General features: G+C 73.4%; 21 protein-coding genes. 10 read left to right on the forward strand and 11 right to left on the reverse strand.

All coding sequences use genetic code 11. From position 1 onward, the window contains the following. Positions 1–138 precede the first annotated feature (138 nt). From ACSU6L_RS00660 to ACSU6L_RS00710, 11 genes are all read right to left on the reverse strand, one after another. Positions 139–1905: an ABC transporter ATP-binding protein gene (locus ACSU6L_RS00660; protein ID WP_437052429.1), complete on the reverse strand. Its 1767-nt coding sequence runs from the start codon at positions 1903–1905 to the stop codon at positions 139–141. Continuing rightward, on the reverse strand, positions 1902–3641 hold the full coding sequence (locus ACSU6L_RS00665) for an ABC transporter ATP-binding protein/permease (RefSeq protein ID WP_437052431.1): 1740 nt from the start codon (positions 3639–3641) through the stop codon (positions 1902–1904). Before ACSU6L_RS00665 ends, ACSU6L_RS00660 begins: the two co-directional genes overlap by 4 nt. Continuing rightward, the gene (locus tag ACSU6L_RS00670) at positions 3638–4780 is read right to left on the reverse strand and encodes a SagB/ThcOx family dehydrogenase (RefSeq protein ID WP_437052433.1); all 1143 of its coding nucleotides are present in this window, start codon (positions 4778–4780) and stop codon (positions 3638–3640) included. The genes ACSU6L_RS00665 and ACSU6L_RS00670 overlap by 4 nt, the downstream gene beginning before the upstream one ends. A gap of 8 nt (positions 4781–4788) precedes the next feature. Next, complete coding sequence (locus ACSU6L_RS00675; RefSeq protein WP_437052435.1) at positions 4789–6168, reverse strand: YcaO-like family protein; 1380 nt, start codon at positions 6166–6168, stop codon at positions 4789–4791. Beyond that, the gene (locus ACSU6L_RS00680) at positions 6165–7646 is read right to left on the reverse strand and encodes a CocE/NonD family hydrolase (RefSeq protein WP_437052437.1); all 1482 of its coding nucleotides are present in this window, start codon (positions 7644–7646) and stop codon (positions 6165–6167) included. The genes ACSU6L_RS00675 and ACSU6L_RS00680 overlap by 4 nt, the downstream gene beginning before the upstream one ends. Beyond that, positions 7643–8497: a hypothetical protein gene (locus tag ACSU6L_RS00685; RefSeq protein WP_437052439.1), complete on the reverse strand. Its 855-nt coding sequence runs from the start codon at positions 8495–8497 to the stop codon at positions 7643–7645. The genes ACSU6L_RS00680 and ACSU6L_RS00685 overlap by 4 nt, the downstream gene beginning before the upstream one ends. A gap of 111 nt (positions 8498–8608) precedes the next feature. Then, entirely contained in the window at positions 8609–8722 is a 114-nt protein-coding gene (gene amiA / locus ACSU6L_RS00690; protein ID WP_241270818.1) for a streptamidine family RiPP, read from the reverse strand. 74 nt (positions 8723–8796) lie between these two features. After that, positions 8797–9600, reverse strand: coding sequence for an ABC transporter ATP-binding protein (locus ACSU6L_RS00695; RefSeq protein ID WP_437052441.1), 804 nt, complete (start codon positions 9598–9600; stop codon positions 8797–8799). A gap of 19 nt (positions 9601–9619) precedes the next feature. Beyond that, entirely contained in the window at positions 9620–10627 is a 1008-nt protein-coding gene (locus tag ACSU6L_RS00700) for a FecCD family ABC transporter permease (RefSeq protein ID WP_437052443.1), read from the reverse strand. Next, positions 10624–11658 (reverse strand): FecCD family ABC transporter permease, encoded by a 1035-nt coding sequence (locus tag ACSU6L_RS00705; RefSeq protein ID WP_437052445.1) that lies wholly within the window; start codon positions 11656–11658, stop codon positions 10624–10626. Before ACSU6L_RS00705 ends, ACSU6L_RS00700 begins: the two co-directional genes overlap by 4 nt. Positions 11659–11777: 119 nt before the next feature. Continuing rightward, a complete protein-coding gene (locus ACSU6L_RS00710; protein WP_437052447.1) occupies positions 11778–12758 on the reverse strand; it encodes an ABC transporter substrate-binding protein in 981 nt (326 codons plus the stop codon). Positions 12759–12849: 91 nt separating this feature from the next. On the opposite strand from ACSU6L_RS00710, the gene ACSU6L_RS00715 reads away from it, so the two are divergent. The 10 genes from ACSU6L_RS00715 (at position 12850) to ACSU6L_RS00760 (ending at position 25838) form a co-directional block, all read left to right on the forward strand. Continuing rightward, positions 12850–14049 (forward strand): hypothetical protein, encoded by a 1200-nt coding sequence (locus tag ACSU6L_RS00715; protein WP_437052449.1) that lies wholly within the window; start codon positions 12850–12852, stop codon positions 14047–14049. A gap of 278 nt (positions 14050–14327) precedes the next feature. Then, positions 14328–15689 carry a bifunctional o-acetylhomoserine/o-acetylserine sulfhydrylase gene (locus tag ACSU6L_RS00720; protein WP_437052451.1) on the forward strand — a complete coding sequence of 454 codons (1362 nt, stop codon included), beginning with the start codon at positions 14328–14330 and terminating at the stop codon, positions 15687–15689. Beyond that, positions 15686–16891: a homoserine O-acetyltransferase MetX gene (gene metX, locus ACSU6L_RS00725; RefSeq protein WP_437064704.1), complete on the forward strand. Its 1206-nt coding sequence runs from the start codon at positions 15686–15688 to the stop codon at positions 16889–16891. The genes ACSU6L_RS00720 and metX overlap by 4 nt, the downstream gene beginning before the upstream one ends. Positions 16892–17241: 350 nt before the next feature. Beyond that, positions 17242–18048 carry an ABC transporter permease gene (locus tag ACSU6L_RS00730; protein WP_437064706.1) on the forward strand — a complete coding sequence of 269 codons (807 nt, stop codon included), beginning with the start codon at positions 17242–17244 and terminating at the stop codon, positions 18046–18048. Between the two features lie 34 nt (positions 18049–18082). Continuing rightward, on the forward strand, positions 18083–19135 hold the full coding sequence (locus ACSU6L_RS00735) for a taurine ABC transporter substrate-binding protein (protein WP_437052453.1): 1053 nt from the start codon (positions 18083–18085) through the stop codon (positions 19133–19135). Continuing rightward, entirely contained in the window at positions 19122–19940 is an 819-nt protein-coding gene (locus tag ACSU6L_RS00740) for an ABC transporter ATP-binding protein (protein ID WP_437052455.1), read from the forward strand. Before ACSU6L_RS00735 ends, ACSU6L_RS00740 begins: the two co-directional genes overlap by 14 nt. A 66-nt stretch (positions 19941–20006) precedes the next feature. Beyond that, the gene (locus ACSU6L_RS00745) at positions 20007–20891 is read left to right on the forward strand and encodes a TauD/TfdA dioxygenase family protein (protein WP_437052457.1); all 885 of its coding nucleotides are present in this window, start codon (positions 20007–20009) and stop codon (positions 20889–20891) included. An 81-nt stretch (positions 20892–20972) separates the two neighbouring features. After that, positions 20973–21929: a helix-turn-helix domain-containing protein gene (locus tag ACSU6L_RS00750; protein WP_437052459.1), complete on the forward strand. Its 957-nt coding sequence runs from the start codon at positions 20973–20975 to the stop codon at positions 21927–21929. Between the two features lie 137 nt (positions 21930–22066). Further along, positions 22067–24871 (forward strand): helix-turn-helix transcriptional regulator, encoded by a 2805-nt coding sequence (locus ACSU6L_RS00755; RefSeq protein ID WP_437052461.1) that lies wholly within the window; start codon positions 22067–22069, stop codon positions 24869–24871. Positions 24872–24956: 85 nt separating this feature from the next. Next, positions 24957–25838 (forward strand): AraC family transcriptional regulator, encoded by an 882-nt coding sequence (locus ACSU6L_RS00760; RefSeq protein WP_437052463.1) that lies wholly within the window; start codon positions 24957–24959, stop codon positions 25836–25838.

Raw genomic sequence — 25838 nt, forward strand, 5'->3', positions numbered from 1 at the left:
CGACCGACCATCGTTGCGACAATCGTTCGGGAATAGTCGTTTCCCACTACACCCGCCGCTAAGCCTCGCCGCGACCCTGGCCGGGGTGCCACCGCTGCTTGTCACCTTCGGAACAGACCGGCGTGCAGGCCGAGTTGTTCACGAGGGGATGTGGGCGAGGCTGCGGTTGAGTGCGCTGCCGGGGCGTCCGGTGAGTTCCTCCCAGGTGCCCTCCTCCGTGATGCGGCCGGCTTCGAGGACGGCGATGCGGTCGGCGCGGCGGATGGTGGCGCGGCGGTGGGCGATGACGATCGTGGTGCGGCCCTCCTCCTGCAGTGCGGCCGCGAGTCGGGCGTCACTGGCGTTGTCCAAGTGGGCGGTGGATTCGTCCAGTACGAGGAGCCTGGGCCGGGCGAGCAGCGCGCGGGCGAGGGCGATGCGGGCCCGCTGGCCGCCGGACAGGGTGGCTCCGCGTTCGCCGACGAGGGTGTCCATCGGGGCGATCCGGTCGACACCGCACAGGCGGGCCGTTGCGGCGAGCAGGTCGTCGTCCGCGTCGGGTGCGGCGAGCCGCAGGTTCTCGGCGAGGGTGCCGTGGAAGAGGGGCGTCTCCTGGCCCACCAGTGCGACGGCACGCCGCAGTTCCGCGTCGTCGACCTCGCGTACGTCGACGGGGTCGCCGTCTGCGGGTATGAGCTGGACCGCTCCCTCCGACGGGTCCCAGAAGCGGGCCAGCAGGTGCGCGCAGGTCGATTTCCCGGCGCCCGAGGCGCCGACGAGGGCCAGCGTCTGCCCCGCCCGGACGGTCAGCTCGATGCCGTCCAGTACGGGGCCGCCCCCGTAGTCGAACCTCACCCGGTGCAGCCGCACCCCCAGCGGGCCGGGGGGCAGCGGGCGGGGTGCGGCGGGTGGCGGGGCGAGCGCGGGAGCCTTGACGGCGGCGCCGACGCGGGAGGCGGCGGCGCGCAGCGTCACGGCCTGGCTCAGGGCACGGGCCGACTCCGCGACCGGGCCGAGGACGGACAGCGCGAGCGCCATGGCCGCCGGGGCCCACGCGCCGTGCAGCCGGCCGGCGGTCACGGACTGGGCCGCAGCGGCCACCACGCCGAGGACGGCGGCCACGATGAGGAGGTCGCGGACCGCGGCGGCGACCGCTTCCCGCACGGCCTCGGCACGCTGGGCGTCGCCCACCTCCCGTCCCCTCCGCGCCAGTCGGCGGCGACGTTCGGCCAGGGCGCCGAAGGCGAGCAGTTCGCGCAGCCCGTCGACCGTCTCCACCGTGTCGGCCGACAGCCTCGCGACGGCCGTCCGGATGCGGCCGCCGCGCGCCGCGCGTCCGCGCGCGTCGGCGAAGGGGGCCGCGGCGAGCAGCGCGGCGACCGGCAGCACGGCCACCGCCAGCCAGGGCTCCACCGTGGCGAGGACCGCGGTACCGCCGGTGAAGACCGTCGCCGCGGCCAGGAGTTGGGCCGTGGTGTGGGCGTAGAAGAACTCCAGGGCCTCCACGTCGGCCATGGCGGTGGCGGCCAGGTCGCCGCTGCGCCGGCCGGCGACACGGGCGGGTGCGCTGCGGGCGAGTCCGTCGAAGACGCGTACGCGCAGCGCGGCCAGGACCCGGTAGGCCAAGTCGTGCGACAGATCCATCTCGCGCCAGGTCGTCAGGGCGCGTACGAGGACGAGGGCGACGAGCGCGGTGGCGGTGCCGGCCGAGGGGATGTGTCCTTCGATGACGGCCGTGCCCACGGTGTGCGCGGCCAGCGTCACCAGCGCGACGAGGGAGCCGTGTTCGAGAACGGCGGCGGCGCAGGTGCGGGCCGTCATGGCGCGGTGCCCGGCGAGGGCGGGGAGCAGAGCGCGCAGTGCGCCCCGGCCGGGCACGCCCGTGTCGGTGCCGGCGGTGGTGGCGGTGTCGGTGGCGCTGCTCATGCGGCGAGTTCTCCTCGGTGGGCGTGGCCGGCCTCGACGAGTCGCGCGTAGACGCCCCCGGCTGCGACCAGGTCGGCGTGGTCTCCGACGGCGTCCACCCGTCCCGCGTCGAGGACGATGATGCGGTCGGCGTGCCGGACGGCGGCGAGCCGGTGGGCGACCACCAGGACGGTCCGGCCGCTCGCGGCGTTCAGCAGTTCCCGGACGATGTCCGCCTCCCGGCGTTCGTCCACCGAACTCGTGGCCTCGTCGAGGACGAGCACCGGGGCGTCCGCGAGCAGGGCCCGCGCGAGGGCGAGCCGCTGGCGCTGCCCGCCGGACAGGGTGGCGCCGCGTTCGCCGAGGAGGGTGGCGTAGCCGTCGGGGAGGGCGGTGATCTCGTCGTGGATGCCGGCGACGCGGGCCGCGCGCGTCAGGTCGTCGTCGGTCGCGTCCGGCCGGGCCATGCGCAGGTTGTCGGCGATGGTGGCGTGGAAGAGGTACGTCTCCTGGGAGACCACGGCGATGCCCTGCCGCAGCGATTCGAGCGCGTACTCGGTCGTGGGGCGCCCGTCGAGGGTGATCCGGCCGTCCTGCGGGTCGTGATGGCGCAGGAGCAGGGCGAGGAGCGTCGACTTGCCCGCGCCGGACGGGCCGACGATCGCGGTGGTGCGTCCCGCCTGCGCGGTGAAGGAGACGCCGTGGAGGGCGGGCTCCGGTGCGCCGTCGTACGTGAAGGTGACGTTCCGGAAACCCAGGGCGGGTGGTACCGCCCAGCGCGCGGGAGCCGGTCCGGTGTCGTGGACGGCGGGCTCGGCGGTGCGCAGTGCCGCGATCCCGTCCGCGGCCGACACGCCCAGGTAGCCGGCGTGCCACTCGCGGGCGAGGTCGCGGACCGGGCGGAAGCACTCGGAGGCCAGCAGCAGCACCAGGTAGGTGCCGGTCGCCGCGGTGGAGCCGGTGGCGGCCGACCAGCAGGCGAGGAGCGCGGCGGCGGCGGTGCCGCCCTGGACGGCGAGGTCGGTGATGCCGGTGTCGACCAGGGACACCCGCAGTTTGGCGACGGTCGCCCGGTGCAGCGCCGCCGAGCGCCGCTCCAGGCGTTCGCGGGTGCGGCCGACCGCGCCGGCGGCGCGCAGAGCGGGCATGCCCTGCAGGGCCTCCAGGTAGTCGGCGCCGAGTCCTTCGTAGGTGTCCCAGTGCTCCTTGCCCCGGGCGGCCAGGAGCCGGTCCCAGGCGCGCGGCCCGGCCAGGGCGAGCAGCAGGGCGGGGACGAGACCGAGGAGGGCCGCGGGTTCCACCGCGGCGACGGCGGCGAGCACCAGGGGCGGCACGGTGAGGGTGATCAGGAGCTGGGGCAGGTAGCGGGAGACGTACGCGTCGACGCCCTCCACCCCGTCGACGAGGGTGGTGCGTACGGCCCCGGCGCGCGCGGTGGTCAGGTGCGCCGGTCCCAGCTTCCCGAGCTGAGCGACGAGTTCGTCCCGCAGGGCCACCCTGACCTGGGCTCCGGCGCGGGTGGCGGTGTGCCGCTGCGCCATCGCGAGGCCGGCGCGGGCGGCGACGACGGCGAGCACCGCGCCGAGCAGCCACGGGAGCCGGCCGGTGTCGCCGCGGGCCAGGTCGGCGAGCGCGACGGCCAGCAGTGCGGCCTGCGACAGGTGGGTGAGGGTGACGGCGCCCTGGAGGACGGTGGCGGTGAGCAGGGGGCGCCGTGCGCGCAGGGCGGCGCGGCGCAGTTCGGGGTGGACGATCATGTGGTGTTCTCCTCGTCGGCGTGGCGGGTGCCGAGGGCCAGTGCGTGGACGATCCAGTCCCGGCCCGGCGCGGCGCCCAGCGCGGCACCTAGGTCTGCCCGCTGCCAGGACCCGACGGGCCGGGCGGCCAGCCCGTGGCGCAGGGCGGTGACGTGGGCCAGGTGGACGGCGAATCCGGCCCGCAGGTGGGTGCGGCGGATGTGCGGCGCGTCGGCGTCCGCGGGACAGCCGTGGGCGAGGAGGACGGCGCCCGCGTCGGCGATCCACGCCTGGCCCGCGGCCCAGGCCGCGAGCGTCGGCCGGGCGTCCCCGGTGGCGCGCCGGCGCAGTGTCGTGCCGTCGGTGGACAGTTCCGTCAGACCGGGCCGTGGCGGGCCGACGGCGGCGCACCAGCGCAGGTCGCCGGCGCCCGCCCCTGCGGCGGTGGCGAGGACCGCCCGCAGCACGTCCGGGGGTGGGGTGCCCGGCAGCGGCGGCGGGGCACTGCGGCGGGCCAGCAGCTCCTCAGGGGTGGGCGCGCTCGCCGACGGCCGGGGGCGTGGTGCGCCGCCGGGCCCGCGCACCGGGCCGCGCGGAGGGATGTGTGCGGCGGCGAGCGGGTTCTCCGCGAGTCCGTCCAGCCGTGTCTCGGGCTCGCCCGCGGCGAGTGCGCGGGCCGCGAGGCAGAGCGCCGCGGCGGCGTGGCCGGTGTCCAGGAGGAGCAGGGGCCAGGCGCGGTGGCCGTAGTGGGAGACCGTGCGGCGTGCGGTGACGGACAGTTCGGCGGTCACGCCCGGTGGCGTGCCGTCGGGTCGCGGGCCGAGGTGGTGGACGCGGTGGCGCAGTGGGTCGTAGCCGTAGCGGCCCGGCGGCAGGGAGCAGCCGGTGCCCACGACGAGTTCGGTGTCCACCGGGTGCAGGGCGCCGGCGGACGACGCGGGCCGCAGCCGTCCGGAGCCGTCCGAGGCGGCCAGGGAGAGGCGCAGCAAAGCGTGCAGATCGAGGTCGGCCGGGCCGGCCGCCGGTATCGGGCGCGGTCGCCCCGGCCAGGCGGGGACGGCGGGTCCGGCGGGTGTGTCGGGGCCGGGAGGCTCGGAGGTGCGGGCGCGGGCGAGCGCGGCGGTGAGGTCCACCGGGTGGTCCTGACGGGCGTGTTCCACGGCGGTCCTCACATGTGCGGCGGAGGCGCCAGCGTGAAGTCCTCCGGTGCGGTGGGCGCGGTCGTACGCCAGCCCCGTCGGACGGCGGTCTCGGCGAGCCGCGGGCAGCCGAAGTAGCCGAAGGCGGCGGGGGCGTTGGGGAGGAGCCCGGAGACGAGGACCCGGGCGACGCGCAGGGCTGTCTCGGCGACGTCCTCGGTGGTGAGGTCGAACGTCATGACACGGTGGCCGCCCGTGTGCAGCGCGCTCTCCAGCCGCTCCCGGCTGCCGGGCTCGACCGCGTCGACGGGCACGGTCCCGTGGGCGGGGTCGGTGAAGCGGCGGGCCTCGGCCGCCATCCGTTCGTCCAGCCACACCTGCACATGCGCGCCCAGGTCCCGCACATGCTCGAACTGCGCGCCGCACGCGTCGAGATAGCGGCCGTCGGCGCGGTGCTCCAGGTACAGTCCGCGGGCGAGCAGCCCTGCCTCGACGGCCTGGAAGACCCAGCCGTCGGGGTCGGTGAGGCCCTGGGTGAAGACCCAGGTGTGGACGGCTTCGAGAACCGCCTTGCGGGCGGCCTCGGCCGGGTCGTACTTGCAGGCGAAACCGGCCGCGTACAGGCCGAGGCGCGGGTCGTGGACGAGCGCGGCCATGCAGGGGGCGAACTCCGACGGCATTTCGACGAGGTGGACGTCGAGCGCGGATCCGGCCAGGTCGTCCTCGAGGCCGGGCACGCTGGCCGGGTCGATGCCGCGGGCCGGTCCGTCGAGGTGCCACCACAGTTCCAGGGCGTCGCGTTCGACGATCTCCAGCAGGGCGCGTTCGACGGCGTCTTCGAGGCCCTGACCGGTGGCGATGCCCGCGTAGTTGAGGTGGTGGGTGCGAGGCAGCTCGCGCCGGTCGCCCTGGCGCCAGTTGAGGTGGGTGAGGGCGACGGGCGCCCAGACCTCCTCCGTCCGTCCGCCGGGCAGCCGCTCGGTGCCGCGCGTCCAGAGGGCCGGGGTGTCGGCGGTGAGGCGGCGGTAGGGGAACTTCTCGCGGGTGTACTGCCACTGCGCGTAGGCGGGCAGGTCGTCGGGGCCGTACAGACGCAGGCCCTTCTCGGCCAGTTCGGCCGCGGAGGCGCGCAAGGGGGCGTCGGGGTGGCCGGGCGGCGGCACACGGTTGCCGCAGTACCGTTCCACCCCCTCGGCTATCGCGGCGACACGGGCCTGCTCGGGATCGCCGAAGGTGGTGCCCAGGGAGACCCGGTCGGCGGGCCACAGACCGAGTCTGCGGGCGTCGGATACCTCGGCGGTGAGCGCGGTGTAGCGGGGCGGTGCGCCCGCGGGGTGTTCGACGGGCTTCACCTTGCGGACGATGCCGCAGACGGGGTCGACGAGTGCTTCCAGCGGCAGCGCCGTCATCGCAGGATCTCCTTGGCGGGCTCGGTGGACATGGGACGGGAAGGGAGCACGGGGAGCCTCAGCGCCACGCTCTGCGGATCGACTTGCCGCCGAGAGGCGAGCAGCCGGCCGGCGGTCGTCGGGTCGTCCCCGGTGTGGGGGTTGCGGGCGTGGGCCGGGAAGTGGTGTCCGGCGATCTCCAGGCGCAGCCGTGTGCCGGCCGGCAGCCGGCGCGCGAGTCGGCCGAGCTCGATGGTGAACTCGCTTTCCCGGCCTGCCGGTTGCTCGCACCGCAGGACGCCGACGGCGAGTCGTTCGGCGGTGCCTTCGGGTGTGAGGGCGACGAGCCGTGCGGCCCAGTCGGCGGACGGGGTGTCGGCGGTGGCCCGCAGCCGTACCCGCGCCGATCCGACGACGTCGAGCGGGCGTGGCAGCGGCGGGCCGGCCAGCAGGCAGCGGTCGGGGCGTCCGCCGGTGGGGACGGTGAGGTCGTCGGAGCGGACGGGCCGGTCGGGGTCGGCGGTGAAGTCGGCGCCGTGCAGCAGCCGCAGCCGCTGCGTGCGGGGCTCGCCGTCGGTGCCGGCGGGCAGCCACAGGTCGCCGCCGCCCAGCGCAAGCGCGCCGTGGCGGCCCGGGGCGAGCTCGCCGGTCAGGGCGCGGCGGGCCCAGCGTACGTAGAGGTCACCGAGGTTCACCCGGTGGGCGGGCCCGGCGTCGGTTCCGGGCGCGGCGACGAGACTGTGCCCCCAGGGGCCCAGCAGCAGTCGTGCCGAGGGCCCGCCCCAGGCGTGCCACAGGGCGACGGTGTCCTCGGTGAAGTGGTCGTGGTGGCCGCCCACCGCGAGCAGGGGCATCGCGGCGTGCGCCGCCCGGGACACGAGCCGGCCGCGGTCGCGATGCCGCCACAGGCCCGCCCAGGAGGGCAGATCCCGGCCCAGCCGCTCGGGGAGGCCGGTGAGCGGCAGATGGCTGAGCAGCCCCGGGTCGGCGGCGAGGGCCTTGTCCAGCGCGCTCTCGTCGGAGTCCCGTCGGTCGCCGTGGGCGGCCCACCAGCCCGCGCGGGCCAGCAGCCGTTCCACGCCGGAGGGTTCACGCGCCGTCTCGGCGACGCCCAGGGCGGGTACGGCGGCGACGACGGCGTCCGGGCGGGCGTCGCCGGGCGCTTCGAGGGCGAGGACGAGGGCGCAGTGGGCGGCGTAGGAGGCGCCGACGGCGACGAGCCGTCCGTCGCTCCAGGGCTGCCGTCTGATCCAGCGGGCCGTCGCCGTCCCGTCGGCGGTCTCGTGCCGGTACGGCTGCCACTCCCCCGGCGAGCCGGACCGCCCCCGCACGTCCTGGACGACGGCGGCGAAACCCCGGCGGGCCCAGCCGCGCGCCTCGGCCCGGTGCCGGGCGCGGTCGTAGGGGGTGCGCAGGAGTACGGCGGGAAAGGGGCCGTCACCGTCGGGGAGGCGGACGTCCGTGGCGAGGCCTTCGACGGCCGCGCTGATGGAGGTCATCGGTCCTTCCTCGGTATCGGTGCGACGTCGGGCACCGGGAGGACGGGGTGTTCGGTGACGGTCAGCGTGCGCAGGTCCACGCGTCGGAGCCGCCGCCGGGCCGGGAGGCCGGCCGTGTCCGGGGCGCCGGTGGCCCACCGGCCGAGGTCGTCGGCGAGCAGAGCCGCGAGCAGCGCGGCGGCGGGCACGGTGAGCCGGACCGGTGCGCCGGAGGTCCGGGGCCCGCTCCAGTAGGCGGCCAGCTCTCGGTGGGCGGGGGTGGCGGCGAGCCGGCGGGCCCGGATGTGGGCGGCGGTGACGTCTCCGGGGGCGGCGGCGAGGGGTTCGACGTACGCCTGCCAGCCCTCACGGTGGCAGCGCAGCCAGGCGACCCCGTGCTCGGGCAGCCGGTCGGCGGCCTCCCACAGGCCGTCGGGTACGGGTCCGTCGAGGCACCACACGACGGCGGCGGGGTCTCCGTCGAGCAGGTCCTCGATCTCCCCCGGTGACGTGTCGGAAGCGGTCACGGCCGGAGCCGTTCGCGGCTCGGCGCCCAGTGCGGCCAGGTGCGCGGCCAGCGGTTCGGTAAGTGCCGGGTCGCCCAGGAGCCGGACGTCCCGGCGGGCGGCTGGCCACTCCGCGTGCTGCGGCTCGTCCGTCAGATAACCGGCCTGCTCGAAGGCCTTTACGACACGGTCGACTTCGTCGTCCAGCGGGACCACGGCCGCGCCGGAGAGCAGGGAGAGCAGGGAACCCTGGTCCGCGTCTTGTGTCCTGACGCTGAGGAACTCCCCGTCCGCGGTTCGGACGGCTAGGCCCCGCCCGGGCACGGTGACGACTTCGACACCGGGTACGAGCCGGCTGCGGAACACGACGATCCTCCTGAGACGAACAGGGCCTGAGACGAACGGGGCCTGGGACGGGTGCGGGCCCGCCCGGAAGGCAACGGGCGGGCCCACGGTCGAGGGTGCTGTTGCCCTCGCTTACTCCTCGGTGTCCTCGAACGGGTTCTCGACGAGGGCGTTGGAGTGGGAAGCCGAGTCGTGGGCCAGCTGGCCCGGGTCGGCGATCGGCGCGAAGACCTGCTCGTTGTCCATGAACTCTCCTTTTTCTACGGGGAGGTGCGGCGTTCGGTCGATCGCCGCACCGGAGACACTAATGAATATGATTTTCATATTCTAGAGGGGAGGGGGTGATCTGGGTAACACACCGGCCAGCCCCCCTCGGGATCCCGGCCGACCCGGCCGGCCACCTTCAGCACGTCCGCCAGCAACCCCGGCGTGACGACGTCCTTCGGCGTTCCGTCGGCCACCACCCGGCCGTCGCGCAGGGCGACGACGCGCTCGGCGAACCGGGCGGCGTGGGCCAGGTCGTGCAGCACCATCACCACGGTCAGCCCGCGCTCCTCGCGCAGGCGGACCACCGTCTGCAGCACGTCGAGCTGGTGATGCAGGTCCAGGTAGGTGGTCGGCTCGTCGAGCAGCAGGACGCGGGTGTCCTGGGCGAGCGCCATCGCGAGCCGCACCCGCTGCCGTTCACCACCGGACAGCGCGTCGACGTCACGGTCGGCCCACTGCTCCACCCCTACGTCGCGCAACGCCCGGTGCACGACGGGGTCGTCGCCCTCGCGCAGCATGCCCAGCGGGCCACGCGCCGCGTACCGCCCCTGCCGCACCAGGTGACGCACCGTCATACCCGGCACCGCCGGCGCGGACTGGTGCAGCAGCGCCACCCTTCGGGCCGTGGCGCGCCGGGAGAGCGCGGCGACATCGTCCCCGCCGAGCAGCACGCGCCCTCGATCGGGCCGCAGCAGCCCGGCGGCCAGCCGCAGCAGGGTCGACTTGCCGCAGCCGTTCAGGCCTATGAGAGCGGTCAGTTCGCCCGGCCCGACGGTCATGTCGACGCCCCGCAGCACGGGTCGTGCGGGGTAGCCGAAGTGGACCCCCTCGACGTGGATCCCCACGGACTCGCTCATGATCTGTCCTCCGTCGAATTCAGAACGAACGGCTCGGCGTGCGGCGCACGACGACCAGCAGCAGCGCCGCACCGAGGCAGGCGGTGATCGCCCCGACCGGCAGCGTGAGCCGTGCGGAGTCCAGTGCCGCAGCCAGCGGCCGCGAGGACAGCTGGGCCACGGCGTCCGCCCCGCACACCACGACCGCGCCCACCAGGGCCGCGCCGGGCAGGCTCACCCGCAGGTCCGCGCCGAAGAGGGCCACGGCCAGGTGCGGGACGAGCAACCCCACGAAGCCCAGCGCCCCCACGGCCGCCACCGCGCCCGCCGTCAGCGCCACCGCGCACGACAGGGCCAGGGTCCGGGCCCGCCGCGCGGAGAGCCCGGTGGCGAGGGCGATGTCGTCCCCGCAGCGCAGCAGGGTCAGCGGACCGGCCAGCAGCCACGCCGCGGCGCCCCAGACGAGCGCCCACGGCCACAGCAGGTGCCAGTGCTGCCACACCCGGCCCTCCGTGGTGCCCACCAGCCACTGGACCACGCTGCCGAGTTCGCCCGGCTCCACGAGGAGCACCATGGCGGTGAGGCCGCCGAGCACCGCCGACACGAGTACGCCGTGCACGGCGGTCTGCGCGGGATCGCCACGGCCACGGCCGGCGAGCAGCCACAGCAGCGCGGCTCCGGCGCAGCCGCCCGCGCACGCGGCGAGGACCACGGCCAGGGGCGAGTCCCACCCGGCGAGCCCCAGGGCCGTCGCGGTGACGGCCCCGAGGACCGCCCCCGGCGTCACGCCCGTCACCTCGGGTCCGGCGAGGGGGTTGCGCAGCGCGGACTGCAGAACCAGCCCGGCCACCGCGAGACACGCGCCCGCGCCGAGGGCCACCAGCGTTCTGGGCAGGCGGAGCCTGAGGAGGATGTGGCGTTCGGTCATGTCGCCACCGCCGCCCAGGACGTCCCAGACGACGCCCGGGGACATGCCGCGCCCCGCCACCAGCTCCACCCCGGCGCACACGACGGCCAGTGCCGCGAGTGCGGCGAAACGACGCTTCACCGTGCGGCCTCCGTTCCAGTCGGCTCGGCGGGGACCGGGGAGGCACCCCTGGGACCGTGGAGCCCCGGCTCGTCTCCACGAGCGCTCTCCCGCGTGGAACCCTTCGCGTCGGGGCCGCCCGACCGCATCAGAGCGACCCCGGCCGGCACCCCCAGCAACGCCGTCCAGGCACCGGCCGGCGTCTCCACGGGTGCCAGCGCGAGCCGGGCCGGGACATCGGCGACCGTCACGACGACGGCCCCCCAGGCGGCGGACCAGGGAAGCCAGCGCACCGCTCCCGTCGCGGGGTTGAACCACCGGGCGAGGTGCGGGGCGAGGAATCCCACCCACGCGACGGGCCCGCACACAGCCGTGACAGGCGCGATCAGCACCACGGCGATGGCGAGCGCGGCCATCCGTGCCCGCTGGGCGCGCACCCCCAGCGCCTCGGCGTCCTCGTCGCCCAGCCGCATCACCGAGAGCACCGGCGCGCACAGCACGAGGGCGGGGGCCGCGACGAGCAGCCACGGCCACAGGCCCGCGACCTCGTCCCAGGTCCGGGCGGAGAGGGAGCCCAGCAGGTAACGGTAGATGAGCTGGAGGTCGAGTTGGTCGGCCATGACCATGAGGACGAGGAGCGCGGCCTGCAACGCGGCGGCGACGGCGGCGCCGGTCAGCAGCACCGCGGACGGGCCGCGTCCGAGCCCGGCGGCGAGCAGGGTCAGCCCGCCCCCGAGCGCGGCCCCGCCGATGGCCGACAGGGGCTGGACGGCGGCGGGCAGCGACAGGGTCAGCACCAGTGGCGCGGCTACGCCCAGCGCGGCCCCGGACGAGACACCCAGCATCTCGGGCACCGCCAGGGGATTGCGCAGCGCCTCCTGGAGCACGAGCCCCGCCGCGCCCAGGCAGGCCCCTGCGGTCAACGCCAGCACCAGCCGGGGCACGCGGAGTTCGGTGACGACGATCCCGGCGAGTGTGGTGTCCCCGTCCAGCACGGCACCGGCGAGCCGGTGCGGTGGGACGTAGGGCGTGCCGAGGCTCAGTGCGCACACCGACGAGACGGTCAACAGCACGACGACGATCGGTGGTTGCCACCCCCGTCCGCGAGGAGAGGGCCGCCGGGCCCCGGCCGCCGGGCGATCCGCCGCGGCAAGCCGCGAGAAGGACGCCCTCACCGCAGCGCGGCCGTGGCCTCGTCGATGACGATGCCCAGCGAACGGGTACCGCGTCCCTTGGCCCAAACCTCCGAGTCCACCTCGTGGACGTCGCCGTTCCGCACTGCCGGGATCTTGCCCCAGAGCGGGTTCTCGGCCAGCTTCTCCGAGAGCTTGCCGTCCGCGTCGCCGAAGCTCATCGTCTCGACGAACAGCACGTCGACGCCCTGGGCGAGGATCTCTTCGAGGCTGTAACTGCCTTCCACTCCACGGGACTTCCACGGATAGTCGGAGAACCTGGGGAACAGGCTGGCCGTCACGTCGGCCTCCGGGGTGGCGACGCCGAAGTTCTCGTCACTGCCGTAGATGACGAGGGCGGTCTTCCCGCTCGGCGTCTGCTCGGCCTCGGCGAGCTTGGCCCGGAAGGCCTTCTCCGCCCTCTCCCCCTCGGCGGTGCGGCCGGTGAGCGCGGCGACGTCGCGCAGGTACCCGACGCTGTCCTCCCACGTCTCGGGCTGCATTGCCCAGAACGTGGTGGCGCCCTTCAGCGCGGGGGCGAGCTTGCCGTGGGTGTCCCCCAGGCCGATCACCAGATCCGGCTTGTGGGACAGGATCGCCTCCACCTCCGGGGCGATGAATCCGCCGGGTATGACGTCGACCCGCCCGGCCTTCTCCTTCCCGAGGAAGCGGGGATGGGCGAGCAGCGCGCTGTTGGTGGCCGTCGGGACGATGCCGAGTTCGGTCAGGATGTCGTCGCAGAGCGCGAACAGGCAGACGATCCTCTTCGGCTCCTTGTTGAGGGAGACCTTGACACCGTTCGTGTCGGTCAGCTCCGTCGCCGCCTTGATGGGTTCGACGGTGACCTCGGTCTTGGTGGCGGGCTTGGCCTGGTCGTCACTGGCGGGTTCGTCGGCCGACGAGCCGCAGGCGGCCAAGAGGGAACCCACCACCGCTGCGGTGATCCAGGTGCGGACGAATCTCGACGGTGAGCGCAGCATCGATGCCCTCGCTTCTCTCAGGGACCGGGAACGCACCGAAGATACATGATAATCGTTTTCACCTTCACTTACGGCTTCCCTGGAGGACCCCATGCCCGCTGCCGCCCTCGCGCTGCTCGTCTCCGACCACGTGGACGGCTCCGTACACGTGCTGACCGTGCCGGACGGAACCGCCACGGGACGCCTGACGGGACGTCACCTCTCCGAGCACGCCGGATTCCTGGCGCTGCCTGGAGGGCGGGTGGCCTGCGTCGACGACCGCCGGGGAGAACTCCTCGTCCTCGACCCCTTCGGCCACCGGCTCGTCGAATGCGCGGTCCCGGTCGCCGTGCCGGCCGAACACCTCGCCGCCGACCCCTCGGGACGCCTGCTGGCCGTCACGACCGGCCTGGGCAAGAACACCGAGCCGTGGTCGGACCTGCTGACGGTCGTGGACCTGGCCACCGGAGAGGCCGCGCGCGTACGCACGCGCATCGGCGAACCGGGCGTGACGGTGCTGGGCGGCGGCGAACCGCTGGTCGTGCTGCGGCACCGGGAGCCCGGGGCGCTGGCCGTCCACCGGTTCGCGGACCTCCTCGGGGCTCCGCCCGGCTGCCCCACGGTCACCCCGCACGCGATCCTGCCGCTGCCTGACGACGGACACGGCGACGCACAAGCGCCCGGCTCAGGGCAGGTGTTCGCGGCCACCGGCGAAGGAGTGCACCGGGCCCGAAGGAAGGGCGCCGGGCTCGTGGCCGAGGCGGTGATTCCCTGGGACTCGCCCGCCCGGGGCTGGTACCTGCGCCTCGACGCCCGCCGGCGGACGCTGTGGAGCACGCTGCGCGGTGGTGCCCCGGACCCGCTGCGCTGGCCGGAATGGACCAACCAGGCATGGCGCCACGACCTGGAGACGGGCCGTACGCTCCACACGGACCTCGGGCACGGCCTGGTCTTCCGGCTGGCACTCGCCCGGCGCCACACCGCCTTCACCCGCATCCACCCCGACGGCGACGAGCTGATCCTGCTGGGCGCCCACGACAGTGTCCGGCGCGTCCCCCTGCCCGCCATGGACGGCGCTCCCCGCCGCGGCGGCACCCCGTGGGAGGGAGTCCAACGCCGCGCGGTGGCCGCCTCACCGGGTTCCGACTGGGTCGCCGTCACCCGCGGCGGCCACGGCGAAGTGCACATCGTCGACGCGGAGACGGGGCACGAGGCGGCCCGCCCGCGGTTGAGCACGCCGCTGCACCACGGCGGCCACCTGATGCTGCGCGGCCTGAACGACGGTGCCGAGGGGGATCCCGTGGGCCGGTGAGCTGGTGCGCGCCTGCCTCCATGTGGTTACCTGGCTTCATGACCGTGCTCGTGACCCGCCGCCACGTCGACTACGTGCGTGTCACCACCACGGGCTGTTCCGCCGTGAGCTGACTTCCTCCTCCGGCGTCCGACCAGCACTTTCCCACCACACCGCGCTGACCGCTGCCCCATCCGGGCGCGTGCTCCCAGCCTGCGGTGCGTTCGCGTTCCCGGTCGCACCTGCCGTTCCCCCGTATCCCCATTGCGGGCTTCGCCGCACTCAGACAAGGGAGCACCATGAGCCAGCCCCTCGACTCCGTCACCGCGGGCCACACCACCGAGGACGGGCCCGCCGGACCCGACACCTCGGCTTGGTCCTTCGAGACCAAGCAGATCCACGCCGGTGCCGTACCGGATCCCACGACCGGCGCCCGGGCTACGCCGGTCTACCAGACGACGTCGTTCGTGTTCCGCGACACCCGGCACGCCGCCGACCTGTTCTCGCTGGCGGAGCCCGGCAACATCTACACCCGCATCCACAACCCCACCCAGGACGTCTTCGAGCGGCGCGTCGCCGCCCTGGAGGGCGGGGTGGCGGCCGTGGCGCTGTCCTCCGGGCAGGCGGCGGAGACCCTGGCGATCCTCACGCTGGCCGGCTCCGGCGACCACATCGTCTCCAGTGCGTCGCTGTACGGCGGCACGTACAACCTGTTCCGGCACACGCTGCCGAAGCTGGGCATCGAGGTGTCCTTCGTGGACGACCCCGACGACATCGAGGCCTGGCGGGCGGCCGTCCGGCCGAACACCAAGGCGCTGTTCGCCGAGACACTGGGCAATCCGCGCGGGAACGTGCTGGACGTGCGGGCGGTCGCCGACGCGGCTCACGAGGCGGGCGTACCGCTGATCGTGGACAACACGGTCCCGACTCCCTATCTGCTGCGGCCCATCGAGCACGGCGCGGACATCGTCGTGCACTCGGCGACCAAGTTCCTGGGCGGGCACGGGACCGCGATCGCGGGTGTGGTGGTCGACGGCGGCACGTTCGACTTCGGCGCGCACGCCGAGCGGTTCCCCGACTTCACCGAGCCCGACCCCAGCTACCACGGTCTGCGGTACTGGCCGGCCCTCGGTCCGGGCGCCTTCGCCGTCAAGCTGCGGGTGCAGTTGCTGCGCGACCTCGGACCCGCCCTCTCGCCGCACTCCGCCTTCCTGCTCCTGCAGGGTGTGGAGACGCTCAGCCTGCGCATCGAACGGCACTCCGCGAACGCCCAGGCACTGGCGGAGTGGCTGGAGCAGCGCGACGAGGTGGCCGCCGTGCACTACCCGGGGCTGCGGTCCAGCCGCTGGTACGAGGCGGGGCGGAAGTACCTTCCGCGCGGCGCGGGTGCCGTGGTCTCCTTCGAGCTGCGGGACGGCGTCGAGGCGGGCAAGCGGTTCGTGGACGCCGTCGAGCTGTTCAGCCACCTCGCCAACATCGGCGACGTACGCAGCCTCATCATCCACCCGGCGTCCACCACCCACAGCCAGCTCGACGAGGAGCAGTTGGCGGCCACCGGCACGTCACCCGGCCTGGTGCGCCTCTCGGTCGGCATCGAGAACCTCGCCGACCTCAAGGCGGACCTGGAGGCCGGGTTCCGCGCGGCGAAGAGCGCGTCCTGAGCGCCGTACCGCGGCCCTCTCGGGGTCCCCTCCCGCCGGCCTCCGGGGCCTGGCGGGAGGGGGACCCGCCGGGGCGTCGCCAGTGGTACGTGCGCGAGGGTCCGCTTCCGTTGGAGTCCGGTGGTGAACTCCCCGGTGTCCGGCTGGCGTTCGAGACCTGGGGGCGTCTCGCGCCGGACCGGTCGAACGCGGTGCTGGTGCTGCACGCCCTCACCGGCGACAGTCACGTGGCCGGGCCCGCCGAGCCCGGTCACCCCACGCCGGGCTGGTGGGACGGGCTCGTCGGCCCCGGGCGGGCGCTCGACACGGACCACTGGTTCGTCGTGGCCCCGAACGTGCTCGGCGGCTGCCAGGGCAGTACCGGGCCGTCCTCACCGGGCCCGTACGGCCGGCCCTGGGGCGGCGACTTCCCGTTCCTCACGCAGCGCGACCAGGTCGCGGCCGAAGCGGGGCTGGCCGAGGCGCTGGGCATCGACCGCTGGGCGCTGGTGGTCGGCGGGTCGATGGGCGGGACGCGGGCGCTGGAATGGGCGGTTTCGCACCCCGAACGGACGGACGCGCTCCTGCTGCTCGCCACGGCGGCCGCGGCGAGTGCCGAGCAGATCGCCTGGGCGAACGTCCAGTCGCATGCCATCCGCTCCGACCCGGACTGGCAGGGCGGCCACTACCACGACACCGGCCGGGGCCCCCGGACGGGCCTCGGCCTGGCCCGGCGGCTCGCCCACGTCACGTATCGCAGCGAGCCGGAACTCCAGGTCCGCTTCGGCCGCTTCCCCCAGGGCACGGAGGACCCCTGGAGCGGTGGCCGGTACCAGGTGGAGTCCTACCTCGACCATCACGCGGCCAAGCTGGTGCGCCGCTTCGACGCGGGCAGCTACGTCGTGCTGGCGGAGGCCATGAACAGCCACGACGTCGGTCGCGGGCGCGGCGGCGTGCGCGCCGCCCTGCGCCGGGTGACGGCAAGGACCCTCGTGGCCGGGGTCGGCTCGGATCGTCTCTACCCCCTGTACCAGCAGGCCCAGTTGGCGGCGGGCATCACCGCGGCCGACGACCTGCGGGTCATCGAGTCACCGTACGGCCACGACGGCTTCCTCATCGAGGTGCAGCAGGTCGCCACACTCGTGCGCGAATTGCTGCACGCTGAGCCTGACCGCGTTCGACGGGCTCACACCGGGCAGCCTCACGGTGATCGTTCCAATTGATGGACTCCTCTTGGTGATCAACTCCGACTGCGGTAGGAATAAGCCATGATTCCCGAGCCCTTGGTGCGACGCCTGGTCATCGACCTGTGCCGACGCCCGGGCTCGTGTTGTTGCTGACCTAACCCATTCCTGCACGCCCCGCCGCCCAGCGTTCTCATCCGGCGAGGGCGGTTTCCGCACCCTGTCGCAGGGGCTCTCTACACCTGGTTCAGCATCACTCACGCCCGGGGCCGGCCGGCCGCCCATGTCTGTCGACGACAGCCGCTCGTGTCCCGGCGCCCCATGGAGGACACCCCTTGTCCGCATCGTCTTCCCCGTCCAAGACCGAACGGATCACGCCATCCACCGGCATCCCGCCCGCAAAGAGATCGTGGGCACGTGTACGTCATGTCACGCTGCCCGTCGGCTCGCTCCTGCTCTTCGTCGCCCTGTGGCAGCTGGTGGCGGCGAACGGGACGTGGAGTGAGACACTGGTTCCGCCTCCGGCCAAGGTGTGGGACGCGTTCCTCGACGTGTCCACCACGCACGACGGCGTACGGGGCTACAACGGCACCCACCTCGTCGAGCATCTGGGCATCAGCCTGCGGCGCATCGCGATCGGAGCCGGTGTCGGCATCGCGCTCGGGGTGCTGTTCGGACTGCTCATGGGCACGGTCGGCTGGCTGCGCTCGCTGTTCGAGCCCTGGATCACCTTCCTGCGGACGCTGCCGCCGCTGGCGTACTTCTCGCTGCTCGTCATCTGGCTGGGCATCGACGAGGAGCCGAAGGTCACGCTGCTGGCGGTCGCCGCGTTCCCTCCCGTGGCGGTGTCCACCACCACGGCCGTCGCGGCCGTACCGAAGAGCCTGATCGAGGCCGCCCGCGCGCTCGGCGCGTCGCGGTGGCACGTCGTCAGGGACGTCGTCGTCCCGTCCGCCCTGCCGGAGACGCTCACCGGGGTCCGGCTCGCCGTGGGCGTGGCCTACTCGTCCCTCGTCGCGGCCGAGCTGGTCAACGGTCTGCCCGGAATCGGCGGCATGGTGAAGGACGCCGCCAACTACAACAACACCCCCGTGGTGCTCGTCGGCATCATCGCCATCGGCGTCTCCGGCCTGGTCATCGACGGCCTGCTCCTCCGGCTGGAACGCGCGGTCGTGCCGTGGCGCGGTCGCGCGTAACACCTGTTCCCCCTTGCACAGAAACGGCTCCGCCATGTCTCGTCTCCCCCAAGGTCCGTCCCGCCGCCTCCTGCTCGCCGGTGCCCTGGCCGCCGTCTCCGCGGCCGTCACCGGCTGCTCCTCGGACAGTGAGGCGTCGGCGTCCGGCGCCGCCAAGCGGCTGCGCATCGGCTACTTCGCCTTCCCCAGCGGCGACTTGATCGTGAAGAACAGGAAGCTCCTGGAGAAGGCGCTGCCGGACCACAAGATCTCCTGGATCAAGTTCGACTCCGGCGCCGCCGTCAACCAGGCCTTCATCGGCAAGTCCCTCGACATCGCCGCGCTCGGCTCCAGCCCGTTCGCCCGCGGGGTGTCCGGCGGCTCGCCCATTCCGTACAAGGTCGCATGGATCCTCGACGTCGCGGGAGAGAACGAGGCCCTGGTGGCGCGCAAGGCCACCGGTGTCTCCGACATCGCCGGGCTCAAGGGCAGGAAGATAGCCACTCCCTTCGCCTCCACCTCGCACTACAGCCTGCTGGCGGCGCTGGAGGCGGCCGGCCTGAAGCCGTCCGAGGTGGAGCTCATCGACCTGCAGCCGCAGCCGATCCTCGCCGCCTGGCAGCGGGGCGACATCGACGCCGCCTACGTCTGGCTGCCCACGCTGGACGAACTCCGCGAGACCGGCACCCAGCTCACCAGCAGCAAGGAGATCGGCGCCGCGGGCAGACCGACCCTCGACCTGGCCGTCGTATCGGACGACCTGATCGCCAGGGACCCGCGGGCGATCGACGCCTGGCGCAAGGCAGAGGCGGAGGCCCTGCGCCTGCTGAAGTCCGACCCCGAAGGCTCGGTCGAGGCCGTCGCCGCCGAACTCGGCATCAGCGCCGCGGACGCCGAGGCCCAGCTGCGGCAAGGGGTGTTCCTCACCCCGGAGCAGGTGGTCTCCGCGGACTGGCTGGGCACCGGCGACAGCCCGGGCAAGCTGCTCACGCACGTCACCGACACCGGCCGGTTCCTCGCCGACCAGAAGCAGATCGACGCCGTGCCGTCCGAGGACGCCGTCCGCAAGGCGTTCTACCTCGAGGGGCTGTCCGATGTACTCAAGTGAGATCGGCGAGGCCACGGAAGCGGTGGACGTCTCGCGCGCCGGATCCGTCCGTCTCGACGACGTCACCCACCGGTACGGCCGGGGAGGTGAGGTCTTCACCGCCGTCGGGCCCGTCGACCTGACCGTCCGGGCAGGCGAGTTCCTGGTCCTGGTGGGTGCCTCCGGCTGCGGCAAGAGCACGCTGCTGCGGCTGATCGCCGGCTTCGAACGGCCCACGCACGGCTCGGTACGGGTCTCCGGCACCGAGCCGCGGCCCGGCGAGGCGGCCGGCGTGGTGTTCCAGACACCGCGGCTCTTCCCGTGGCGAACCGTCGGGGGCAACATCGATCTGGCACTGCGGTACGCGGCCATCGAGCGCGCCCGACGGCCCGAGCGGCGGGCGGAGTTGCTGGCCCGGGTCGGTCTCGAAGGCACCGAGAAGCGGCGGGTCTGGGAGATCTCCGGAGGCCAGCAGCAACGCGTCGCCATCGCCCGGGCCCTCGCCGCCGAGAAACCGCTCCTGCTGCTCGACGAACCGTTCGCGGCGCTGGACGCGCTGACCAGGGAGCGGCTTCAGGAGGACGTCCGTCGGGTGACCGACCGGACCGGGCGGACGACGGTCTTCGTGACGCACTCGGCGGACGAGGCGGTGTTCCTCGGCTCCCGCATCGTGGTGCTCTCCAGGAGCCCGGGAACCGTGGCCCTGGACCTGCCGATCGGCTTGCCGCGCGGCGACGTCGACGCGGAGGAACTGCGCGGCTCACCCGAGTTCACCGAGCTGCGCGCGCAGGTCTCCCACGCGGTCAAGTCCGCCGCGGCGGCCTGATCCCCGTAGACCCAGAGACCGCAGACCCGTAGTCCCGTAGTCCCGTAGTCACGAAAGGACACACAAGTGAGCATCCTCAGCGAGCGGCCCGCCGTGGCGGAGCTGCCGATCATCGAACTCGGCCCGCGCTTCGGTGCCGAGATCCACGGCGTCGACCTGGCCTGCCTCGACGACGACGGGGTCCTCGCCCTGCGTGAAGCCCTCGTGGCGTACAAGGTGCTCTTCGTCCGCGGCCAGCACGGCCTCGACGACGACGCACAGATCGAGTTCGGTCGGCGCCTGGGCGAGGTCACCGTCGGACACCCGGTCCACGACTCCGGTGACGTGGCCCCCGAGGTGTACTCCCTGGACAGCCAGGACAACGGGTTCGCCGACGTGTGGCACACGGACGTGACGTTCGTACGGCGGCCCCCGGCCATCTCCGTCCTGCGGGCCGTGGTGCTGCCGCCCAACGGCGGCGACACCAACTGGGCCGACAGCCAGCTCGCCTACGAGTCGCTGTCGCCGGGCCTGCGGGAGTACGTCGACACGCTCACCGCCGTCCACGACGGCACCCGCGAGTTCGGCTACTACCTGGCCCAGCGCCGGCAGGGCCGCGGCAACCTGTGGGAGGGCGAGGTGTTCACCCACCTGACGCCGGTGGAGCACCCGGTGGTGCGGGTCCACCCCGAGACCGGCCGCAAGGGCCTGTTCGTGAACCCGGGCTTCACCTCGCACATCGTGGGCGTCTCGGAGTACGAGAGCCGGGGCCTCCTCGACATCCTCTACGCCCACCTGACCAAGCCCGAGCACGTGGTACGGCACCGCTGGCAGCCGGGTGACGTCGCCCTGTGGGACAACCGCAGCACGGCCCACTACGCCAACCGCGACTACGGCGACCGGCATCGCGTCATGCACCGCATCACGCTGCGCGGGGACACTCCGGTCGGCCCTGCTCCCGCCGACCACTGACCGGCGTACGGGCGGCATGGACCAGGTCCGGGCCGGTGGAGGTGTTGCAGAATGTCGTCCGTCCGTGCTTGGAGGGGGACCATGCTGCTGCTGGATCTGGACACCGTGACGCCGCGGGACCGCGTGGAAGCCTTCCGCCACGCGATGACCGATTCGTCCGTGCCCAACGACATCGTCCACGAGGAACCCGAGTCCGGCATCCACGCGCGGATGGAGCTCTGGCAGATCGGCGAGCTGGGCATGTTCCAGACGCACAACTCGGGTTTCGCCCTCCACCGGACGACCAGGCACGTACGGCATCACCGGAGCGACCCGGTCGTGTCCGTGTCGCTCCAGACCAGCGGAGTCGGGCGCAGCGAAGTGGCCGGGCAGCGGCAGTTGCTCGCGCCGGATGACATCACGGTGTTCCACGAACTGGTGCCCCGGGTGTACGGCTGGTCCGGGGACGGCGCCTCGCAGGCCATGGTCGTCGGCGTCGATCGGCTCGCGCTGCCGGTCGACGTCGTGCTGAAGGGCTCGCTGCAGCTCCGGGCGAGTCCCATGTACAACCTGGTGCTGCACCACCTGCGAGAGGTGTGGCGGGACCCCGGACGGCTGGAGGCCGACCCGGGCGCACCCGCGCTGGCCAGTGCGACGGTCGACCTCGTGCGGGCACTGCTGGTCTCGGCCGCCCATCATGACGACGACCCGCAGTCCAGAACGGTCATGGACGACACCCTGCTGACTCGGGTCATGGCCTACGTGCGTCGCCATCTCACCGAAGCGGACCTGACACCCGAGCGCATCGCTGCCGAACACGCCATCTCGCAGCGTCACCTTTACACCCTGCTGAGCCGTGCGGGCATCAGCCTCGAGCAGTGGATCATCAACGAACGGCTGGCGGAAGCCCGGCGCATCCTCGCCTCCCCCCGGCACAGTGGTCTCACCGTCGCCGCGGTGGCGGCCCGCTGCGGTTTCCGCACTCCGAGCCACTTCACGCGCCGGTTCCGCGAGCGGTACGGCTTGACCCCGCGCGAGTGGCGGCAAGCGTCGGCCTGAGTCCTTGCCCCGCGAGGAGCATTCGTTGCCCTCACGTGCACAGTCACCCCCTGCTCCGCCCTGACCGCCGCCGAGTCCTCCGACGATGGCCGTACACCGCCGAGTTGTTGAGCGGTAGGGAGGGGAGCGATGTTTCGATGCCGTACGGCGTGACGACGGGTCAGCGGTCCTTGCTCGGTGCGGAGGACCTGGGACGGCGAAGGGAATGGCGGGTCCTGCGCGAAGCGGTCCAGACGGTGGAACGGTCGGGTCGTGCCGTCTGGCTCGGCGGCGGCCCCGGCATCGGCAAGACGGTCCTACTGGAACAGACCGGGGAGATGGCGGCGGAGCGAGGCCTGCGTGTGCTGCGGGCGAGCGCCGCCGAGAGCGAGAAGAACCTTCCCTTCGCCGTGCTGCACCAGTTGGTGTGGGCGCTCAGGGACGAGATGAGGGAGCTGCCGTCGGAGGGGCGGGCAGCGCTCGAACGCGCCCTGCACATCGGCTCCACAGGCACGCCGGGCACCTATACGGTCGCCGCGGCGGCCCTCGACCTCTTGACCGCCGCATCCCGGCCCCGGCCTCTCGCGCTGCTCATCGACGACCTGCAATGGGCCGATGGCTCCAGCGCCGACGTACTGGCCCTCGTGCAACGCCGGGTGACGGCGGTACCCGTCCTCGTCTTCGCCACGGTGCGCACGGACGAGCTCGCACCGCTCGACGGCGCCGGAATCGAGATACTGCCGCTCGCGGGGCTCACCGATGAGGGCGCCGGAAGACTGCTGCGCACGCTGCACCCCGAATTGTCCGGCGCGGCGCGCCAGCGGATCGTGCGCGAGGCGGCGGGCAACCTGCTCGCCCTCATCGAGCTTCCGGCCCGGCTCGGCGAAGCCCAGCGCACGGGCCGGTTGCCGCTGCCCGACCATCTGCCGCTGGGTGAGCGGCTGGAGGCCATGTTCGCCGGGCGGATGGCGGCCCTTCCTCCGACGGCACGCTTCACCCTGCTTCTGTGCGCCGTGGCGGACCGTGCCGGGCAGTCCCTGCCTCGTGTCTCGGCGGCCGCGCGGGCCGCGGGCGTCGACGACGTGGCGCGAGCGCTGGACGCGGCCGAGGAAGCCGGCCTGGTCAGTGTCGACAGGTCCTCCGCGCAGATTCGCTTCCGGCATCCGCTGGTTCGGTCCGCGCTGGTGACGGCCGCCACCGGTGGGGAGCGGCGCCGGGCGCACGCGGCATGGGCGGCCGTTCTGCCTTCCGGCGACCTTCGCCAGGTGACGCACCGGGCGGAAGCGACAGCGCTGCCCGACGAGTCGGTGGCCACGGCGTTGGAACAGGCAGCGGAGCTGGCGCAGTCCCGTGGCGGCGATGTGGAGGCCGTCCGGCTGCTGGCCCGGGCGGCCGGGATGAGCACCTCCGCCGTGGCGCGCGGGCACCGGCTGGCGTCCGCGGCCGGGGCGGCTGTGCGCGCCGGGCACCTCGACCTGGCGGCCCAGTTCGTCGAGCAGGCGATCGCCCAGGGCGTGCCGTCGGCAAGCCGTGACCTGCTGGACTTCGCCCGGTGCCACGTACGGATGCATGTCGACGGTGACTTCGGTCCGGCGATCGAGCTGCTGCCTGGCGTGCTGGACCGGATCGCGGGAACGGAAGCCGAGGCGTTGCGCTTCCCTTGCCTTTTCCTGCTGTTCATGGCGGCCGCATATACTGGGGAGCCGGAGGTGTGGGAAGCCGTGGCCCGCCGGATGGCCGGTGAGTCGGACCTCGTCCGGCTCGGCCACGATGTCTGGAGCGATCCTGCCCGGCGTGCCCACGGCGGGAGCGAACGCTACGAGGCCGCTCTCGACGCCTCCTCACAGGGAGACCAGCCGGCGGAGGCGTGGTTGCTGTTGTGGTCCGCCGTCGGTCTCGACGTCATCGGCGATCACGCCACCCTCTGGGAGAGTCTGGCGCACCGTCAGTCCTACGCGACACAGTCCTTCGTCGCGGCTGTGTCCGCCTACGACGACTATCTGTCCGGACACTGGGACCGTTGTGTCCGACGGGCTCGGGACGCCGCGAAGGCGGCGCGGGTCCGCGGATTCCGACTGCAGGAACGGATTCACCAGTACAAGGAGGGCTACGTCACCGCCGCCCGCGGGCAGAAACAGGCGGTGGACGACCTGGTGGCCCTGCTGCGCCCATGGGCCACGGCGCGTGGGATCACACTCATTCTCCACCGGCTCAGGTCCATGGAGGCCATGTGTGCGCTCGCCCTCGGTGACTACGAGGCCGCGTACGCACACGCGTGCGCGGTCACGCCGCCGGGCACCCTCCCCGTCGGCGTCGCCCAGTTCCACCTCGTGTTCCTCGACCTGGTCGAGGCCGCCGTGCACACCGGCCGGCATGCCGAGGCCCGCCGTCATGTCGCCGCCGGGCGGGCCGCCCGCATGGAGCGGATCTCCGCGCACCACGAGTTCGTACTGCTCTCAGCGGAAGCCATGGCGAGCCGGGACACCGACACGGCCTGTGCGGCGGTCTACGCCTGTCCCCACGCGGCTCGATGGCCCTTCGAGCTGGCCCGCGTGCGCCTCCACCACGGCGCCTGGCTGCGGCGGCAGGGCCGGCGGTCGGAAGCCCGGGAGCAACTGGAGTCGGCTCGGCGTGCCTTCGCCGGCCTCAAGGCCGGGCCCTGGACGGATCGCGTGCGTCAGGAACTGAACGTCTGCAACGAGGCGGCCGTCAGAAGCACGCAAGCCCCGGCGGTACGACCCGGCCTGACGCATCAGGAGTCCCGGATCGCCACGCTCGTCGCCGAAGGGCTCTCCAACAAGGACATCGGGGCACGCCTGCAGCTGTCGCCGAAAACCGTCGCCAATCACTTGGCCAGGATCTATCCCAAACTCGGAGTAACCACGCGCGCGGCCGTGGCACGCGCACTGGTCGAGTACGGCTCACTGTGCTCCCAGCCGGTCCCCGGCCCGCCCGTCGGATGACCTAACCGAGGCAGTCGCATGAGCCGCACTCTGGAGCCGACGGCCGGGGGAACCGCGGGCCGGACTTCGAGTCTCGGGAGGCAGCATGGATGGGAATGCCACGATCGTCGGCGAGAACACCGCCACACAGCATCTGGGACCGCTGCGAGTCATGACGAAAGGCGGTGAGGCCTCAGGCGTCCTGAAGCACCCAGGCGGCGACTCCGCGCGCATCGGTGTCGGCACTCTGTCGCGTGGCAGCGCGATCCTGTCGTACGGCGGCAAGTCCGCGGTGTGCCCGCGGGGCGCCCTCTTCGTCGTGGATCTGGCGGAGCCGTGGCGGATCGGCTGCTCGGAGGACGCTCGACTGCATGTCTTCCTGCTGCCCCGGGTGCTGTTCGGACGGCTGACCGAGAACGACCTCGGGCAGATGTGGGGTGTGCACACGACTGCCGACCACAGCGTGGTGGACCTGCTCGCCCCGCTCCTCGTCGCCGCCGCGGAGTCCGCGGGGACCCACCCACCGCACATCGGGCACGGCATCGCCGGCAGCATCGTCGACCTCCTCTGCATCGTCGCCGCCGGTACGGCCACCGGGCGCGGTGCCTCGGACGGGGAACGAGCGAGTGGGCACGGCGGCATGGCCGACCGGATCCGCCAGTTCGTCAGCGAGAACCTCCAGGACCCGGCGTTGGGCCCGGAGTTGGTCGCCGAGCGTCACCGGGTGTCTGTTCGGTATGTGCACAAGGTGTTCACGACACAGGGGACGACCTTGAGCCGGTGGATACGGGAGCGCCGGCTGCACGAGTGCCGCCGCGAACTCGCAAGAGCCGGCGGGACCGGTCCCGCCGTCCCCGTCTCGACCGTCGCGCGGCGCTGGGGATTCACCAACGCCAGTCACTTCAGTCGCAACTTCCGCGCTCGTTACGGCGTCTCGCCGGTCGAATGGCAGCGCATCCGCACCGGGGCCACCGTCGGCGGCACCTGA

This window comes from Streptomyces sp. enrichment culture (genome assembly GCF_964272855.1).
In the GTDB taxonomy this organism is placed as follows: Bacteria; Actinomycetota; Actinomycetes; order Streptomycetales; family Streptomycetaceae; genus Streptomyces.

Coding starts and splice junctions, on each gene's coding strand:
- ACSU6L_RS00660 (WP_437052429.1), bottom strand. CDS start 1,905: ATGAGCAGCGCCACCGACACCGCCACCACCGCCGGCACCGACACGGGC.
- ACSU6L_RS00665 (WP_437052431.1), bottom strand. CDS start 3,641: ATGATCGTCCACCCCGAACTGCGCCGCGCCGCCCTGCGCGCACGGCGC.
- ACSU6L_RS00675 (WP_437052435.1), bottom strand. CDS start 6,168: ATGACGGCGCTGCCGCTGGAAGCACTCGTCGACCCCGTCTGCGGCATC.
- ACSU6L_RS00680 (WP_437052437.1), bottom strand. CDS start 7,646: ATGACCTCCATCAGCGCGGCCGTCGAAGGCCTCGCCACGGACGTCCGC.
- amiA (WP_241270818.1), bottom strand. CDS start 8,722: ATGGACAACGAGCAGGTCTTCGCGCCGATCGCCGACCCGGGCCAGCTG.
- ACSU6L_RS00695 (WP_437052441.1), bottom strand. CDS start 9,600: ATGAGCGAGTCCGTGGGGATCCACGTCGAGGGGGTCCACTTCGGCTAC.
- ACSU6L_RS00710 (WP_437052447.1), bottom strand. CDS start 12,758: ATGCTGCGCTCACCGTCGAGATTCGTCCGCACCTGGATCACCGCAGCG.
- ACSU6L_RS00715 (WP_437052449.1), top strand. CDS start 12,850: ATGCCCGCTGCCGCCCTCGCGCTGCTCGTCTCCGACCACGTGGACGGC.
- ACSU6L_RS00720 (WP_437052451.1), top strand. CDS start 14,328: ATGAGCCAGCCCCTCGACTCCGTCACCGCGGGCCACACCACCGAGGAC.
- ACSU6L_RS00735 (WP_437052453.1), top strand. CDS start 18,083: ATGTCTCGTCTCCCCCAAGGTCCGTCCCGCCGCCTCCTGCTCGCCGGT.
- ACSU6L_RS00740 (WP_437052455.1), top strand. CDS start 19,122: ATGTACTCAAGTGAGATCGGCGAGGCCACGGAAGCGGTGGACGTCTCG.
- ACSU6L_RS00750 (WP_437052459.1), top strand. CDS start 20,973: ATGCTGCTGCTGGATCTGGACACCGTGACGCCGCGGGACCGCGTGGAA.
- ACSU6L_RS00755 (WP_437052461.1), top strand. CDS start 22,067: ATGCCGTACGGCGTGACGACGGGTCAGCGGTCCTTGCTCGGTGCGGAG.
- ACSU6L_RS00760 (WP_437052463.1), top strand. CDS start 24,957: ATGGATGGGAATGCCACGATCGTCGGCGAGAACACCGCCACACAGCAT.